At 72.3% G+C, this 15,272-nt stretch carries 15 protein-coding genes; 2 read left to right on the forward strand and 13 right to left on the reverse strand.

From position 1 onward, the window contains the following. Nucleotides 1-32: 32 nt before the first annotated feature. Nucleotides 33-722, reverse strand: a complete 690-nt coding sequence (locus M1D46_RS15940; RefSeq protein WP_456287182.1) for a class I SAM-dependent methyltransferase — start codon at nt 720-722, stop codon at nt 33-35. A gap of 62 nt (nt 723-784) precedes the next feature. Next, nucleotides 785-1,330: a DUF402 domain-containing protein gene (locus M1D46_RS15945; RefSeq protein WP_456286066.1), complete on the reverse strand. Its 546-nt coding sequence runs from the start codon at nt 1,328-1,330 to the stop codon at nt 785-787. Between the two features lie 58 nt (nt 1,331-1,388). On the opposite strand from M1D46_RS15945, the gene M1D46_RS15950 reads away from it, so the two are divergent. Then, nucleotides 1,389-2,645, forward strand: coding sequence for an isochorismate synthase (locus M1D46_RS15950; RefSeq protein WP_456286067.1), 1,257 nt, complete (start codon nt 1,389-1,391; stop codon nt 2,643-2,645). Between the two features lie 8 nt (nt 2,646-2,653). Here M1D46_RS15950 and M1D46_RS15955 read toward each other — a convergent pair whose 3' ends face one another. The 11 genes from M1D46_RS15955 to M1D46_RS16005 form a co-directional block, all read right to left on the reverse strand. Beyond that, entirely contained in the window at nt 2,654-3,901 is a 1,248-nt protein-coding gene (locus M1D46_RS15955; protein WP_456286068.1) for an FAD-binding protein, read from the reverse strand. Between the two features lie 93 nt (nt 3,902-3,994). Next, nucleotides 3,995-5,488, reverse strand: a complete 1,494-nt coding sequence (gene arfA / locus M1D46_RS15960) for an arabinosylfuranosidase ArfA (RefSeq protein WP_456283814.1) — start codon at nt 5,486-5,488, stop codon at nt 3,995-3,997. A 50-nt stretch (nt 5,489-5,538) separates the two neighbouring features. Next, nucleotides 5,539-6,168, reverse strand: a complete 630-nt coding sequence (locus M1D46_RS15965; protein WP_456286069.1) for a DUF624 domain-containing protein — start codon at nt 6,166-6,168, stop codon at nt 5,539-5,541. Nucleotides 6,169-6,170: 2 nt separating this feature from the next. Continuing rightward, entirely contained in the window at nt 6,171-7,106 is a 936-nt protein-coding gene (locus M1D46_RS15970; RefSeq protein WP_271174581.1) for a carbohydrate ABC transporter permease, read from the reverse strand. An 8-nt stretch (nt 7,107-7,114) separates the two neighbouring features. Then, nucleotides 7,115-8,041 carry a carbohydrate ABC transporter permease gene (locus M1D46_RS15975; protein ID WP_271174580.1) on the reverse strand — a complete coding sequence of 309 codons (927 nt, stop codon included), beginning with the start codon at nt 8,039-8,041 and terminating at the stop codon, nt 7,115-7,117. Nucleotides 8,042-8,096: 55 nt separating this feature from the next. Next, entirely contained in the window at nt 8,097-9,431 is a 1,335-nt protein-coding gene (locus M1D46_RS15980; protein WP_282980355.1) for an ABC transporter substrate-binding protein, read from the reverse strand. Nucleotides 9,432-9,564: 133 nt separating this feature from the next. Next, nucleotides 9,565-10,602, reverse strand: coding sequence for a LacI family DNA-binding transcriptional regulator (locus M1D46_RS15985; RefSeq protein ID WP_271174578.1), 1,038 nt, complete (start codon nt 10,600-10,602; stop codon nt 9,565-9,567). A 24-nt stretch (nt 10,603-10,626) separates the two neighbouring features. Beyond that, complete coding sequence (locus tag M1D46_RS15990; protein ID WP_456286070.1) at nt 10,627-11,772, reverse strand: glycerate kinase; 1,146 nt, start codon at nt 11,770-11,772, stop codon at nt 10,627-10,629. 61 nt (nt 11,773-11,833) lie between these two features. Then, entirely contained in the window at nt 11,834-12,703 is an 870-nt protein-coding gene (locus M1D46_RS15995) for a polyphosphate kinase 2 family protein (RefSeq protein WP_456286071.1), read from the reverse strand. Nucleotides 12,704-12,747: 44 nt separating this feature from the next. Continuing rightward, complete coding sequence (menD, locus tag M1D46_RS16000) at nt 12,748-14,436, reverse strand: 2-succinyl-5-enolpyruvyl-6-hydroxy-3-cyclohexene-1-carboxylic-acid synthase (protein WP_456286072.1); 1,689 nt, start codon at nt 14,434-14,436, stop codon at nt 12,748-12,750. A gap of 1 nt (nt 14,437) precedes the next feature. Continuing rightward, a complete protein-coding gene (locus M1D46_RS16005) occupies nt 14,438-14,812 on the reverse strand; it encodes a PLD nuclease N-terminal domain-containing protein (RefSeq protein ID WP_271174574.1) in 375 nt (124 codons plus the stop codon). 79 nt (nt 14,813-14,891) lie between these two features. Here M1D46_RS16005 and M1D46_RS16010 point away from each other — a divergent pair, with 79 nt between their 5' ends. Beyond that, on the forward strand, nt 14,892-15,170 hold the full coding sequence (locus tag M1D46_RS16010) for a DUF4229 domain-containing protein (protein WP_282980350.1): 279 nt from the start codon (nt 14,892-14,894) through the stop codon (nt 15,168-15,170). Nucleotides 15,171-15,272 lie beyond the last annotated feature (102 nt).

The following is a 15,272-nucleotide window of genomic DNA, read 5'->3' on the forward strand; positions in this document are numbered from 1 at the left end:
CTGCCCGGCCCGCACCGGCGCTCACGGTGCCTTCAGGCCGAGACATCTCCGGATGCCGCCTCGCCCGTCGGCTTGACCCCGCGGTGCAGGGCGACGATGCCGAAGCTCAGGTTGCGGTACCGCACGTCGACCCAGCCCGCCTCGCGGATCCACGTCGCGAGCGTCGCCTGGTCCGGCCAGTGCCGGATCGACTCGTTGAGGTAGTCGTAGGCCTCCCCGTTCGATCCGACGAGGCGCGCGACCCGCGGCAGCACGTTGTCGCCGTAGAACCGGTAGAGCCTTCCGAACAGCCGCCCGGGCGGGGTCGAGAACTCGTTGATGACGAGCCGTCCGCCCGGCTTCGTCACGCGGAAGAGCTCGGCGATCGCCTTCTTGGGGCGGTCGACGTTGCGGAGCCCGTACGACATCGTGACGGCGTCGAACTCGTCGTCATCGAAGGGCAGGTCGGTGGCGTCCGCCTGCACGAAGGTGAGATTGCGGATGTCGCCGTGCCGCCGGCGCCCCTCGGCGAGCATGCCGGGCGAGAAGTCGGCGGCGACGACCTCGGCGCCGCTGCGCGCGAGCGACGCGGACGACGAGCCGGTGCCCGCCGCCAGGTCGAGGATGCGCTCCCCCGGCCGAGGCGCGACCGTGCGGGTCGTCGCCGCCCGCCAGAGCGCGTCGTTCCCGAACGTCATCGCGACGTTGGTGAGGTCGTAGCGCGCGGCGACCTGATCGAACATCCCCGCGACGCTCGCGGGGTCCTTGCCGAGGTCGGCGCGGTTGGGTTCCTTCGGTGCGGCGCTCACCCTGTCGAGTCTAGGTCGTGCAGCACCCCGAACCAGCGGTCGGCGGTGGCGTCGTCGAACGGCGCGACGTCGGCGCGCACCTCCTGCTCGAGGACGAGCGTGCGGGCCTCGAGCTCCTCCTGCACGTCGGCGGGATAGCCGTAGTGCGCGCGGTGCTCGTCCCACTCGTCGCGGTCGTCGACGTAGATGCCGCGGTGGTCGAGGCGGTGCACGACGTCGAGGTCCATGTCGATCGCCGTCGGCTCGGGGCCATCCCAGCGCGCATCCCACGCGAGATCGATGTAGACGCGCGTGAGCGACGGCGCCGCGTTCCGCGTGAGCGTCCACGTGGCCTCGCCCGCGGGGAGGAGCGTGATGCACGCGGCGTCGAGGACGACATCGCGACCGGGGCGCGCGCTGCGCCACCCAGGGAGCTGGCCGAACCAGTCGCCCCAGTCGTCCGACCCGAGATACACGCACTCGTGCACCCAGTGCGGAGAGCCGTCCCACTTGCGCCAGCGGAAGAGCAGTCGGGTTCCCACGGCGGGTCGGTCGGCGCTCACCCTGCCGAGTGTAGACGCGCACGACGTGCGCTCAGCGTGAGTCCCTAGGCTGGAGGCCGTGCCCGACCCGCTCTCCCTGCCGCGCCTGCGCGCGGTGACGCGCCCCATCGACGCCCCCGAGGATCCGCTGCTGCTCTCCTCCGCCGAGGACCCGCTCGTCTGGATGCGCCGCGGCGAGGGGATGATCGGATCCGGAGCCGAGGTGCTGCGGATCGACGTCGGAGAGGACGGCCGGCTCGAGGCGATCGCCGACGTGTGGCGCGCGATCTCGGCCGCGACCGAGGTCGACGACGCCGTCCGCCTGCCGGGAACCGGACTCGTCGCGTTCGGGGCGTTCGCGTTCGACGAGACCTCGCTCGCGCCGAGCACGCTCATCGTGCCGAGCATTGTCGTGGGGCGCCGCGGCGGCCGCGCGTGGATGACGCGCATCTCGCGGCTGGACGGCCCGGAGCCGGCCGCCCCCGAGCCGCTCGCTTATGGCCCGCACTGGTCGGCGACGCTCGGTCCCGGCGAGCTCGACCCCGCAGGGCACACCGCGGCGGTCGCCGCCGCACTCGAGGCGATCGCCGCCGGCGAGGTCGAGAAGGTCGTCATCGCGCGGGACATCGCGGGCACGCTGCCCGCCGACGCCGACCTGCGGCGGCTCGTGCGCGCTCTCGCGGAGGGATACCCCGGCACCTGGGCCTATGCCGTCGACGGCATCATCGGGGCGAGCCCCGAGACGCTCGTCACGGTCTCGGGAGGCACCGTCACGGCGCGCGTGCTCGCCGGCACCCGCCCGCGCGGCGCGAACGCGGATGAGGACACGGCGATCACGGCCGAGCTCGCGACGACCCCGAAGGACCTCGACGAGCACCGCTACGCCGTCCAGAGCGTGCTCACGGCGCTCGAGCCCCACACGTCGGCTCTCGTCGCCGCCGAGCAGCCGTTCACCCTGAAGCTGCCGAACGTGTGGCACCTCGCGACGGATGTCGAGGGCACGCTCGCGAACGGCGACTCGGCTCTCGACATGGTGCGCGCGCTGCATCCGACCGCCGCCGTGGCCGGGACCCCGACGCCCGACGCGATCGCCGCCATCCGGCGCATCGAGCCGTTCGACCGCGGTCGCTACGCCGGGCCCGTCGGCTGGGTGGACGGCGACGGCGACGGCGAATGGGCGATCGCGCTGCGCTGCGCCCAGATCGGCGCACCCGAGGGTGCGCACCGCCCGGTCACCGCGCACGCGGGCGGGGGCATCGTCGCGGGCAGCCAGCCCGAGGCCGAGCTGCTCGAGACGCGCGTGAAGTTCCGTCCGATCGTCGACGCGCTCGCCTAGCCGGCGGCTCAGCCCGCTGCGGCGAGCACCCGGTCCAGGAACGGATTGCGCAGCTTCCCCTCGGGGTCGAAACGCCGCGCGAGCTCCGCGAAGTCGCCCAGGCGCGGCCAGACCGACCGGAGCATGTCGGCGTCGAGTCGCGTGAGCTTGCCCCAGTGCGGGCGCGCACCCCACGGCTCGAGGGCCTTCTCGAGCTTCGCCACGACGGCCTCGACCTCGGCCTGGCGCTGGTGCCACGTGAAGTGCAGGCCGATCGCGTCGTGACCGGAGGCGGGGCTCAGCCAGAGGTCGTCGGCGCGCATCGAGCGGATCTCCATCACCTGCACGAGCGGCGCGACCTCGTCGGCGAGCGCGCGGACGGCCTCGATCGCCCCCACCGCGTGCGTGCGCGGCACGAGGAGCTCCGACTGCAGCTCGGCGCCGTTCGACGGCGTGTGGCTGAGCTTGAAGTGCGCGAGCCGGTCGAGCCACGCGCCGCGCTCGCCGAGCTGCGGCGTGGTCGCCTCGGGGGTGACGCCGGCGAGCATGTGCACCTGCTCGGTCGCCTCGGCGATGTCGCCCGGCAGCCGCGGTGCCTCATCGCCGCGCGCCTTCGTCCAGACCTGGTCGATGACGTCGGGGTCGTCCCAGCGGTGGAAGAGGCTGACGCTGTACGCCGAGGCCATGAGCACGTCGAACTCCGCGAGCGCGACCTCGAGCGGCAGCCGCTCGTACACGCGCTGGCGGATGGCGAAGGTCGGCTCGATGTCGAGGGTCACCTCGGTGACGATGCCGAGCGCGCCGAGCGAGACCACGGCCCCGTCGAAGTCGCGGTCGCCGCGGCGCAGGGTGACGACCTCGCCCGTCGGCGTGACGAGCTCGAGAGCCGCGACCGCGGAGGAGAGCGTGCCGACCGTGTCACCCGATCCGTGCGTTCCGGTCGCGATCGCGCCCGCGATCGAGATGTGCGGCAGCGATGCGAGGTTCGCGAGCGCCCATCCCTCGGCCTCGAGCGCGGGCGCGAGCTCGCCGTAGCGCATGCCCGCGCCGACCGTGACGGTGCGGGCGCCTGGGTCGATGCGCGGCGCGGCCGTGAGCCGCGCCGTCGACAGGAGCGTGTCGTCGGTGTCGGCGATGAGGTTGAACGAGTGCCCCGACCCCAGCGCGCGCACGCGGCCGGCCGAGGCCAGCACCGCACGGACCTCGTCGACGCTCGACGGCGTCTCGACCCGCTGTGCGCCGAAGCGCACGTTCCCCGCCCAGTTGGCCTGCGCCATCCTCGTCTCCTTCATCGCCGTTGATTTGTTGCCACTATAGCGTTATTGAGGGCGGGGCGCATCCGCGCCCCGCCCTCCCGACCGTAGCGCGGCTCAGCTCAGCGCGATGGCCGACCACGACACGGGCTCGAGCCGGACCCGCAGGGTGCCGCCGTCGAGCCGGGCGTCGAGGGGCTTGAGCCCCACGCGCTCCTGGTCGTCGATCGTGTTCTTCGCGTACACGTCGTCGTCCCACAGGGTGACGGCCTCCGCCACCGCGGCGCGCCCCAGACCCGAGACGTCGATCGTCACGTCGACGGCCTCGCGCGAGCGGTTCACGAGGAACACCGCCGAGCCCTCGTCGCCGTCGGTCGCGACCGCGTCGACCGCCGATGCCTCTCCGTACTTCTTCGAGGTGACCGTCCCGGCCTCGACGCGCGGCTTGAGCACGCGGCCCTGCGCGAGGCGCGAGGTGACCGAGAACGGGAAGAACGTCGTCTGGCGCCACGCGTCGCCGCCCGGCTCGGTCATGATCGGCGCGATCACGTTGACGAGCTGCGCGAGCGAGGCCGAGCGCACGCGGTCGTGGTGCTCGAGCAGGGTCATCAGCAGGCTGCCGAAGACGACCGCGTCGGCGACCGAGTACACGTCCTCGAGCTGGCGCGGCGCGATCGGCCAGGTCTCGTTGACCTCGTCGGACTCCTGGTGCTCCTTGAGGTACCAGATGTTCCACTCGTCGAACGACAGCATGATCTTCTTGTCGGTCTTGCGCCGATGCCCCACCGCGTCGGCCGTCGTCACGACCGTCTCGATGAAGTAGCGCATGTCGAGGGCCGACGCGAGGAAGGAGTCGAGGTCGCCGTCGAACTCCTGGTAGTAGGCGTGGCACGAGACGAAGTCGACGTAGTCGTACGCGTGCTCGAGGACGGTGCGCTCCCACTCCCCGAAGGTCGGCATCGACGATCCCGACGACCCGCACACGACGAGCTCGAGGTCCTTCTGCGCGGCCTTCATCGCCTGCGCGGTGCGCGCAGCGAGCTTGCCGTAGTCGTCGGCCGTCATGTAGCCGGTCTGCCACGGGCCGTCCATCTCGTTGCCGAGGCACCACATCCGGATGTCCCACGGCTCGGGGTAGCCGTGCGCGGCGCGCAGGTCGCTGAGCGCGGTGCCCGACGGGTGGTTGGCGTACTCGAGCAGGTCGAGCGCCTCGAGGATGCCGCGCGTGCCGAGGTTCACCGCGAGCATGAGCTCGCTGCCGATCTCCTGGAGCCACGAGGCGAACTCGTTCAGGCCGATCTGGTTCGTCTCGAGCGCGTGCCATGCGAGGTCGCGGCGGACGGGGCGGCTCTCCCGCGGCCCGACGCCGTCCTCCCATCGGTAGCCCGACACGAAGTTGCCGCCCGGATAGCGGATGGTCGTCGCGCCGAGCTCCTTCACGAGGGCGGTGACGTCCTTCCGGAAGCCGTTCTCATCGGCCTGCGGATGGCCGGGCTCGTAGATGCCGTCGTAGACGCAGCGACCGAGGTGCTCGACGAACGAGCCGAAGATGCGGCGGTCGATCGGTGCGACGACGGCCTCGGGGTCGATGCGAATGCTCGCGGTGGACATGCGTACCTCTCGGTTTCTCTCTCAGGGGGTGGCCGGTGCCGGCCATGGTGTCACGCGGTCGCGCGGTCGACGGCAGGGCCGATGAGCGCCGCGTGGACGAGGAGCGGCGCGCTCGCTCCGAAGAGGAGCGCGATGGGCGGTGCGGTCAGGAGCGCCGCGGCGACGGCGCCGAGCGCGGCGAGGACGACGAGGGCCCGGCCCGGGGTCAGCCAGGGCGCCACGACCGCGAACCGCAGGACAGTGCGGGTCGTCGCCCGCGGCGCACGGGCCAGGGCGACGACCGCGTACGCCGCCGACACAGCGGATACGGCGCCGACGATCGTGACGGCCGCGAGGGCTGCCGACGCGATGCCCGCCGGCAGCGACGACGAGACGGCGACGTCGAGCGCGACGACGAGCCAGGCGACCTGGAACCCGGCGCCGGCGAGGTTCGCGCGCCCGAACGCCTCGCGATAGGCCGCGACGAACGCGCGGACCGGCGCGGAGGGCGCCTCGAGCGCGCGCACGGCGGCGACGGATGCCGGGAAGACGCCGAGCACGACGAGGCCGGCGAGCGCGCCCCCGAGCCACAGCCCCTGCACGAGCAGCAGCCGCGAGACGTGGCCGAGCACGTCCATGACGCGCCCCGACCATCCGATCGCCTCCTCGCCTGCCGCGCCCCGGACATCCGTCGTCGCCACGATCAGCCCTTCGATCCCGTGAGGGCGATCGACTCGATGATCTGCTTCTGGAAGATCACGAAGACCGCGAGGACCGGCACGAGCGCGATGCACGACGCCGCCATGATGAGCGGATAGTCGGTCTGGCTCGCGTACGTCGCGTTGAAGCGCGCGATCACGAGCTGCAGGGTCTGCACCTCGGGCGAGTTCAGGTAGATGATCGGCGCGAGGTAGTCGTTCCAGACGGCCATGAACCACAGGATGAACTGCGCCGCGATCGCCGGTCGGATGATCGGGAAGATCAGGCGCCAGAAGATCGTGAAGTGGCTCGCGCCGTCGATCACGGCCGCCTCGATGATCGAGTCGGGCACCGTGTCGAGGTACTGGCGCAGGAAGAACACCATGACGATGTTCCCGAAGATCCCGGGCAGGATGAGCGGCCAGAGGGTGTCGACGAGGCCCGCGCGGGCGAACATCTGGAACTGCGGGATCATGAGCGTCGGGAACGGGATCATGATCGCCGCGAGCAGCGACAGGAACAGCGCTCCCTTGCCGGGCAGGCGCATCTTGGCGAACGCGTAGGCCGCGAGCGCCGACGCGGCACCGCCGATGAGCGTCACGCTCACGGCGACGATCGCGCTGTTGGCGATGCCCGTGAGGAGCGGCCCGGCCGTCCACACGCGCACGTAGTTGTCCCACTGCACGGGGTCGGGGATCCACTGCGGCGGCAGGAAGAAGACGGCCTCGCGGGTCTTGAGCGAGGTCGTGAGCATCCACAGGAGCGGAGCGACCATCGTGATGCCGCCGAGCGACAGGATGATCGCGACGATCACGTTGCCGAGGCGGGAGCGGCGCGTGCGGCTGCCCTCGGGGCGGCGGCCGCCCTTCTGCGGCTGCACGAGCGCGCGCGTCGACAGGCTCTGCGTCGTGGTCGGGGTGGGGGTCTGGAGAGCGGTCATCGTCGGCCTCACTCGATCGAGAACGTGCTGCGCCGGTTGAGCGCGAACTGGATGGCCGTGACGACGAACACGAGGATGCCGAGGACGATCGACATCGCCGTCGCGTAGCCCATGTTGAGGTACTCGAACGCCTGGCGCCAGATGTACCAGACGATCGTGGCCGTGGAGAACTCCGGGCCTCCCGTCGGGGTCATGATGTTGATCTCGACGAAGATCTGCGCTCCGCCGATGATGTTGGTCACGACGAGGAAGAAGGTCACGGGCCGCAGCATCGGCACGGTGATCGCGCGGAACTGCTGGAACGCCGACGCCCCGTCGAGGCTCGCCGCCTCGTACAGCTGCCGGGGAACGGACTGCAGCGCCGCGAGGTAGAGGAGCATCGAGTAGCCGAGGCCCTTCCACACGGTCATGAGGATGATCGCGGGCTTCGCGGTCGCGGCATCCTGCAGCCAGTTCGGCCCGTCGATGCCGACGTACGCGAGCGCCTGGTTCACGAGACCGAAGTCGCCGTTGTACGCCCACTGCCAGAGGATGGCGATGGCCGCGATCGAGGAGATGACCGGGATGTAGTAGATCGTCCGGAAGAACGTCGTGCCGCGCATCTTGCGGTTCATCGCGAGCGCGAGCAGGAGCGACAGGATGAGCCCGAGCGGGATGCCGAGCATGAGGAAGACGGTGTTGCCGAGCGACTTCCAGAAGTACTCGTCGCCGAGCATGCGCACGTAGTTGGCGATCCCGTTGGGCGCGGGGGCCGTGATGCCATTCCAGTTCGTGAACGACGTCGCCGCGGCGAACACGAGCGGGTACGCGACGAACGCGAGGAACCCGATCACGGGGATCGCCACGAAGAGCGCGGCGGCCCGGTGCTCGCGCCGATGCAGCGCGCTGCGCCGGCGGGTCGCCCTGGGTGGGGCGACGGCGGAGGTGGTGGTCATCGTCGAGCTCCTTCGTTCGACAGGGAGAGGGAGGGCAGGGGCAGCGGCGCCGCGATCATCCGCCGGTCCTCGCCATCTCGGACTGGTCGTTGGCCATGTCGAGGAACTCCTGCATCCTCGGCTGCGCCTGCGCGAGGTACTCCTCGGCCGTGACCTTGCCATCGATGACCGGCTGGATGTTCGTGAAGAGCTCGTCGTACCACTGCGCGTTGTACGTGTAGGTGGCGGGCAGCGCGCGGCCGTAGTCCTGCAGGACCTGGAGGAACTCCTCCTTGTTGGCCGGCATGGTGGAGTCGTCGGCCGCGTACTCCTCGGCCATGTCGATGAGGTTGGGGATCTGCACGCCCGCGTCGACGAGCGCCTGCTGCGTCTCGCGGTCCGCCGACAGGTACGCGGCCAGGTCGACGGCGGCCTCGGTGTTCGCAGTCGAGGCCGACACGGCGATGCCCAGGGTGCCGATCCAGGACGCGGTCTCCCCCGTCTCGCCGACCGGCCACGGGATGAGGTCCCACTCGAAGGGGAGGTCCTTGTAGATCGGGACGTCCCACGGGCCGACGGGGAAGAACCCGATCTCGCCCTGCATCCAGCGCTGGTAGGTGTCGAGCGTCTGCGCCTCGGCGACCGAGGGCGTCACGGCGTGGACGTTCTGCAGGTCCGCGAAGAACTGCAGCGCCTCGGCGAACTCGGGGGTGTCGACCGTGACGCTCTCGGCGTCCTCGTCGATCCAGTCGGCGCCGTTCGACCACGCGAACGACTGCAGGTTCCAGACCACGTTGAGGCCCGTGCCCCACTGGTCGAGCTCGCCGTCGCCGTCGGTGTCCTTCGTGATCGCCTTGAGGACCTCGACCCACTCCTCCCACGTGTACGGGTCGTCGGGGTCGGGCCGCTCGACGCCCGCGGCGTCGAGCATCGTCGCGTTGTAGCCGAACGAGAACGGGCCGACGTCCTTGGGGAGCGCGTAGAGCGGCCCCTGCCCGAGCTTCTCGCCGTCGTAGCGGTACGAGTCGATGCCGTAGTCCCACATGTTGTCGAGGTCGATCGCGTCGGACGCCTCGACGTACTCCGTGATGTCCTGGATCACCCCCGCGTTCACGTAGGACTCGACGCTGCCCGGATCGATGTAGAACACGTCGGGCACCTGGCCGCCGACGATCGCCGCACGGAGCTTCGTCGCGTACTCGTCGGCCGTCGTCATGATGATCTCGACGTCGATGCCGGTGTCGGCCTCGTACTGCTCGATGGCGGCGGTGTACGCCTCCTCCTCGGCGGGTCCGCCGCGGAACATGAACGTCAGGGTGTCCTCGTCCTGCGCAGCGGCGCAGCCGCCGAGCACCGGCGCGGCGATCGCCAGCACGGCGGTCATCCCCGCGATCGCGATCTTCCTCGGCATCGCGACCTCCTTCTTCTCAGGCGGCGACAGCGCCGCTCGAAACGCTCTTCTCCGAGCCTGGTTTCCAACGTTGTAAAGCCAACGTTGTAAAGATAGACCGCCGACCCCACGACGTCAAGACGACGCGGCGCCGTCAGGCAGCGGGGGCGTCCGCGCGTCGGGTCGACTCGCGCTCGACGATCCGGAACGGCGTCGTGTAGCGGCGCGGAGCCGCTGCGGCGCCGCCCGAGCGGCGCTCCTCGATGCGCGACAGCAGCACCCGCACCGCCTGCTGGGCGATCTGGAGGCGGCCGGGGTCGACGGTCGAGAGGGAGGGCGCCGTGTACCGGGTCTCGTCGAGGTCGTCGAAGCCGATGATCTTCACCTCGTCGGGCACGCGGCGCCCCTCGTCCTGCAGGGCGCGGAGCGCGCCGAACGCGAGCGTGTCGTTCATGCCGAAGACGCCGTCGACGGCGACGCCGCGCGCGAGGACCTCGTGCATGGCCTGCGCGCCGTCCAGGCGGTGCCAGAGGCCGACGTAGCCGACGAGGCTCTCGTCGTAGGGCAGGCCGGCGGCCTCGAGCGCCTCGCGGTATCCGCGCAGGCGCAGGGCCGCGGAGCCCTGGTCCTCGCCGAGGTGCGCGCCGATGGCGGCGATCCGCCGGCATCCGGCCGCGATGAGGTGCTCGGTGGCCGCGCGCGCGGCGACCACGTTGTCCATGACGACGTGGTCGCACGGCGGGTCGAAGATGCGCTCGCCGAGGATGACGAGCGGGTAGTCGACCTCGAGGCGCGCGACATCGTCCTGGCTCATCGCGAGCGGGCTGAAGATGAGCCCGTCGGTCAGCTGGAGGCTCGGGCTGCGCAGCACGTCGTACTCGGCGTCGAGCTCGGCCCCGGTCTGCTCGATGAGCACCGTGACCCCGTGCTCCTTCGCCTCCGAGATCACGGCTCCCGCGAGCTCGGCGAAGTACGGCAGGGCGAGCTCCGGCAGGGCGAGGCCGATGACGCCGCTGCGCCCGATGCGCAGGCTGCGCGCGGAGATGTTCGGCTGGTAGCCGGTCTGCTCGATCGCCGCGAGCACGGCCGTCCGCGTCGACTCCTTGACGTGCTTGTAGCCGCGCACGACGTTGGAGACCGTCTTGATCGAGACGCCGGCGAGCTCCGCGACGTCACGCAGGGTGGCGGCCATGGCGCCCCTCCTCCCCCGCGCCGCTCACAGTGCCTCCGCGAGCGCGGATCCGGCCGCGCGCAGGTGCGTCGCGGGGTCGGCGATCGCCGCCTCGGATGACCCCGCGAGCTCGGTGAGCGAGAGGGCGCGCCAGAGCCCCGACGTGTCGGCGGCGATGCGCCCGGCCACGATCGCGACGCGTGCGCCCGCGGCCTCGGCCAGAGCCGAGACGTGCGCGGGCGCCTTGCCCGAGGCGGACTGGCCGTCGTACGAGCCCTCGCCCGTCACGACGAGATCGGCGCCGGCGATCGCGTCGCCGAGGCCGGTGAGCTCCGCCACGCGCTCCGCCCCCGGGACGATCTCGGCGCCCCACACGAGCAGCCCGTAGCCCGCGCCGCCCGCGGCACCCGCGCCGGCCTCCTCGGGGTCGGCGACGCGCGCGAGCGAGCCGGCGACGGTGTCGCCGCTCACGCCGCGCAGCACATCGACGAGGCGCGCGAGGCCCGCGTCAGCGCGCGCGACGCCCTCCTCGTCGAGGCCCTTCTGCGGGCCGAACACGGCCGCCGCGCCCCGGCCGCCGAGCAGCGGGTTCGTGACGTCGCAGAGCACCTGGACCCCGCCCTCCGGCAGCGGGCGCAGCCGCGAGAGGTCGACCTTCGCGACGTCGTCGAGGCCCGATGCCCCGGGCGCGATCGACGTGTCGAACGCGTCCGTGAAGCGCGCGCCGAGTGCGGTGAGCAGGCCCGTTCCGCCGTCGGTCGACGCGCTCGAGCCGATGCCGAGGACGAGCTGCGAGACGCCGGCGTCCAGCGCGGCCGCGATCGCCTGCCCGAAGCCGAGCGTCGACGCCTCCCACGGACGACGCGCGTCGCCCAGCAGCTCGATGCCCGAGGTCGATGCGAGCTCGACGACGCCGATGCCGCCCGGGGCGGCGTCGGTCGCGGGAAGGCGCAGCCACGACGCGTCGACGGCGAACCCCGACGGGCCGGTCACGCGGATGGGCACGCGCACGGCCCCGGGGACGGCCTCCGCGAACGCGGCGAGGGTGCCCTCGCCGCCGTCGGCCATCGGCCGCGCGACGATCTCGTCGTCGGGGCGCACCGCTGTCCATCCCTCGGCGAGCGCCGCGGCGACATCGGCCGCCGCGATCGTGCCCTTGAAGCTGTCCGGTGCGATGACGATGCGAGCCATGCCCCCAATCCTCCCGCATCCGCGGAGCGCGCACGGACCGCGGCCATCCGCCGTCGCGCGGTCAGCGCATGGTCGCGCGCAGCCGCGCCTTCTCGGCCTCGACGTCGAAGTCGGCGGTCGGCCACTGCGGGTCGATCTGCTCGAGCGTCTCGAGGAGGAGCTCCTGAACGGCGAGCCGCGCATACCACTTGCGGTTCGCCGGGACGACGTACCACGGGGCCTCGGGGGTCGAGGTGCGGTCGAAGACCGTCTGATACGCCTCCTGGTAGGCGGGCCACTGCGCGCGCTCGTCGACGTCGCCGGGGTTGTACTTCCAGTGCTTGTCCGGGCGCTCGAGGCGCTCCATGAGCCGCTCGCCCTGCTCGTCGTAGGAGATGTGCAGCATGACCTTCACGATGCGCGTGCCCTGCTCGACGAGGCGCTCCTCGAACGCGTTGATCGCGTCGTAGCGCCGCTCGATCTCGTCCGCCGGCGCGAGGGCGCGGACCCTCCCGATGAGCACGTCCTCGTAGTGCGAGCGGTCGAAGACCCCGATGAAGCCCGGGCGCGGCACGCGCTGCTCGATGCGCCAGAGGAAGTCGTGCTCGAGCTCCTCGGGTGACGGCGCCTTGAAGGCGACGAGCTCGATCCCCTGCGGATCCACGCCGCCGACGACGTGGCGCACGATGCCGCCCTTGCCCGCCGAGTCCATCGCCTGCAGGACGAGCAGCACGCTGTCGCGGCCGTCGCCGCCGTGGCTCTCGGCGTAGAGGCGCTCCTGGTACTCGGCCAGCTGCGTCAGACCGGACGCGAGGTCGACAGCGCCGTCCTTCTTGTCGCCCGCGTAGCCCGGCGTCGCGTCCGGATCGAGATCGGCCAGGCGGAACCCCGCCGGCGCTCGGAGCGCGGTCAGCGCGTCCTCGGTCCACTTCACCTGGCTCTTCGCGATCATGGTCCCCATCCTGCCGCGCACGGTCGCCGCGGCGCCAGGGCGGGTCAGCGCGCGAGCGGGACCTCGATGATCCGGCGGCGGCCGACGGTCGAGGTGAGCGCCTGGTCGAGCGCGCCGCGCGTCGTGACGCGGTGGTGCTCCCACCCGTACGCCGCGGCGAGCTGCTCGATGCGGGCGGACTGCGGCGTGTAGAGCACGCGCGTCATGTCCTCGTCGGAGGCCGTCGCCGCGACCTCGAGCCCGTCGAAGATCGTTCCGCCGCGGTCGTTGCCGACGATCACCTGCACACGCGGCTCGTCCTCGAAGTCGGGCAGGAGGAGCGCGCCGGTGTCGTGGAGGAAGGCGAGGTCGCCGAGGAGGACGCGGGTGACGCCCGGCCGGTCCGGGCCCTGGCTCGCGAGCGCGACGCCCATCGCCGTCGCGACCGTGCCGTCGATGCCGGCGAGCCCGCGGTTCGCGTGCACGGGCACCTTCTTGCCCGGCAGCAGCGCGTCGGCGACCCGCACGAGCCGCGACGACCCGAAGACGAGCCGGTCGTGCGGCCAGGTCGCCGCCCAGACCGCCGACACGAGCTGCGCACGGTCGAGGGGCCGCCGCACGGCGTCGAGCTCGGCGCGCACGGCGTCGAGGCGCTCGTGCGGATCCGCCGAGCGCAGCCCGGGCAGGTCGGGCGCGGGCGCGTCGAGGTCGGCGGCATGCGCGTGCGAGAAGCGCATCCACGCGCCCAGCCACGCGTCGTCGACGGGTCCGTCCTCGACCGCGACGGCGTCGGCGGGGCGCGTGCGGCCGTTGAGGTTCAGCTCCTCGCCCCCACGGCGGACGGCCACGACGTCGACAGCGGGGTCGGACAGGAGCGCGGCGACCTCCCGGCTCAGGGTCGGATGGCCGAGCACGACGGCCCGCTCGACGCGGCCGCCCAGCTCGGCGTCCCGCAGCGCAGCGCGGTAGCCGTGGATGATCCGCCGACCGAACCGCGCGCCGCTCACGATCTCCGCGACGAGCGGCCAGCCCGCCTCGTGCGCGAGCTGCTCGGCGTCAGCGCCCGCGCCCTCGCCCGCGACGACGACCGTCCGCGGGCCGCGCGGCAGGATCGTCGTCGTGCGCGCGGGTGCGCTCGGGGGGACGTCTGCCGACGGCCCCGGCTCCCCGTCCGGCTCCGGGATGGCGCCCGCGAGCGGCTCGCGGTACGGCAGGTTCAGGTGAACAGGGCCCGGCACGGCGTCTCCCGCCCGCCCCGTCGCGTGCGCGAGCGCGAGCGCCGCGAGCCGCGCCATCCGCTCGCCCTCGCCATCCGCGCCCGTCGGCGTCTCGGCATCCGTCGCGAACCGCGCGAGCGCGTCGAAGAGGCCCGGCTGGCGCGTGGTCTGGTTCGCGCCGACGCCGCGCAGCTCGGGCGGCCGATCCGCGGTGAGGAGGAGCAGGGGCACGCCCGAGTGGTGCGCCTCGAGGGCGGCCGGGAGGAGGTTCGCGACCGCCGTGCCCGACGTGCAGACGACCGCAGCGGGCACGCCGAGCTCGCGGCCGATGCCGAGCGCCGTGAACCCCGCGACGCGCTCGTCGATGCGGACGTGCAGGCGGATGCGACCCTCGCGCTCGAGACGCGCAGCGGCGAGCGCGAGCGCCTGCGACCGCGACCCCGGGCTCAGGACGACGTGCGAGACCCCGCCGCGGACGAGCTCGTCGAGCAGCCGCCACGCGGCCGCGGAGGCCGGGGAGGCGATGGCGTCCGGCATGTCAGCGGAGGCGTCCGTCGCCGTCGGGATCGTCGCGCTTGTCGTCGCGGGTCGGGTCGTCCTCGGCGTCGAGCCGGGCGAGCTCCTCCTCGAGCTGGCGGATGCGCTCGTCCTGGTCGGGGATCGGCCGCACGGTGCCGAGGAAGGTCGGGTCGTCGTCCGGCGCGATCGGGCGCTGGCGCTGCGCGTCGGGGCGTGTGCGCCCGATGACGAACCAGAGGATGCCGCCGATGACGGGGATGAGGACGACGATGGCGATCCATGCGCGCTTCGAGACGCCGCGGTGACGCGACGGCGGCTGCACCGAGCAGTCGACGATGCTGAACACCCAGAACACAGCAGCGGCGACCGCCAGGACGATGAGAGCGCGGGCCATCCTCACATCCTAGGCGGGGGAACCGGGAGCGGCCCGGGTGCCCCGGATTCCCTCAGACGACGCTCCGTAGGATGTCAGCGTGAAGATCCGGTCTGTCGTCGTCTACTCGGTGCTGCGTCTGCTCGCGTTCCTCGTGCCGTTCGGCGTGCTGATGATCTTCCCCGTCTTCCAGCAGCTGTGGTGGCTCGCGGCGATCTTCGCGGCGCTCATCGGGCTGAGCCTGTCGATCCTCCTCCTGCGCCGCCCGCTCGACGACGTCTCGACGGGGCTGTACGCGTCGCGTCAGGAGAAGCAGTCGCGCCGCCGCTCCGCCGCCGAGCTCGACGCCGAGGCCGAGGACTCCGCCACCGGCGCGTGACGCGCCCCGCGGCGTCCCGGCGGTGCATGTCTCACTCCAGGCCGTGCATGTCTCACGCCGGGCGGTGCATGACTCACTGCCTGCCGGAAAGACCCGGTCTAA

Source organism: Microbacterium sp. JZ70, assembly GCF_053903225.1.

What these genes read in the sequence shown, in the direction of transcription:
- M1D46_RS15970 (WP_271174581.1), bottom strand. Translation starts at nt 7,106, where the DNA reads ATGACCGCTCTCCAGACCCCCACCCCGACCACGACGCAGAGCCTGTCG.
- M1D46_RS15955 (WP_456286068.1), bottom strand. Translation starts at nt 3,901, where the DNA reads ATGGCGCAGGCCAACTGGGCGGGGAACGTGCGCTTCGGCGCACAGCGG.
- M1D46_RS15940 (WP_456287182.1), bottom strand. Translation starts at nt 722, where the DNA reads ATGTTCGATCAGGTCGCCGCGCGCTACGACCTCACCAACGTCGCGATG.
- M1D46_RS15995 (WP_456286071.1), bottom strand. Translation starts at nt 12,703, where the DNA reads ATGATCGCGAAGAGCCAGGTGAAGTGGACCGAGGACGCGCTGACCGCG.
- menD (WP_456286072.1), bottom strand. Translation starts at nt 14,436, where the DNA reads ATGCCGGACGCCATCGCCTCCCCGGCCTCCGCGGCCGCGTGGCGGCTG.
- arfA (WP_456283814.1), bottom strand. Translation starts at nt 5,488, where the DNA reads ATGTCCACCGCGAGCATTCGCATCGACCCCGAGGCCGTCGTCGCACCG.
- M1D46_RS16005 (WP_271174574.1), bottom strand. Translation starts at nt 14,812, where the DNA reads ATGGCCCGCGCTCTCATCGTCCTGGCGGTCGCCGCTGCTGTGTTCTGG.
- M1D46_RS15985 (WP_271174578.1), bottom strand. Translation starts at nt 10,602, where the DNA reads ATGGCCGCCACCCTGCGTGACGTCGCGGAGCTCGCCGGCGTCTCGATC.
- M1D46_RS15980 (WP_282980355.1), bottom strand. Translation starts at nt 9,431, where the DNA reads ATGCCGAGGAAGATCGCGATCGCGGGGATGACCGCCGTGCTGGCGATC.
- M1D46_RS15990 (WP_456286070.1), bottom strand. Translation starts at nt 11,772, where the DNA reads ATGGCTCGCATCGTCATCGCACCGGACAGCTTCAAGGGCACGATCGCG.
- M1D46_RS15975 (WP_271174580.1), bottom strand. Translation starts at nt 8,041, where the DNA reads ATGACCACCACCTCCGCCGTCGCCCCACCCAGGGCGACCCGCCGGCGC.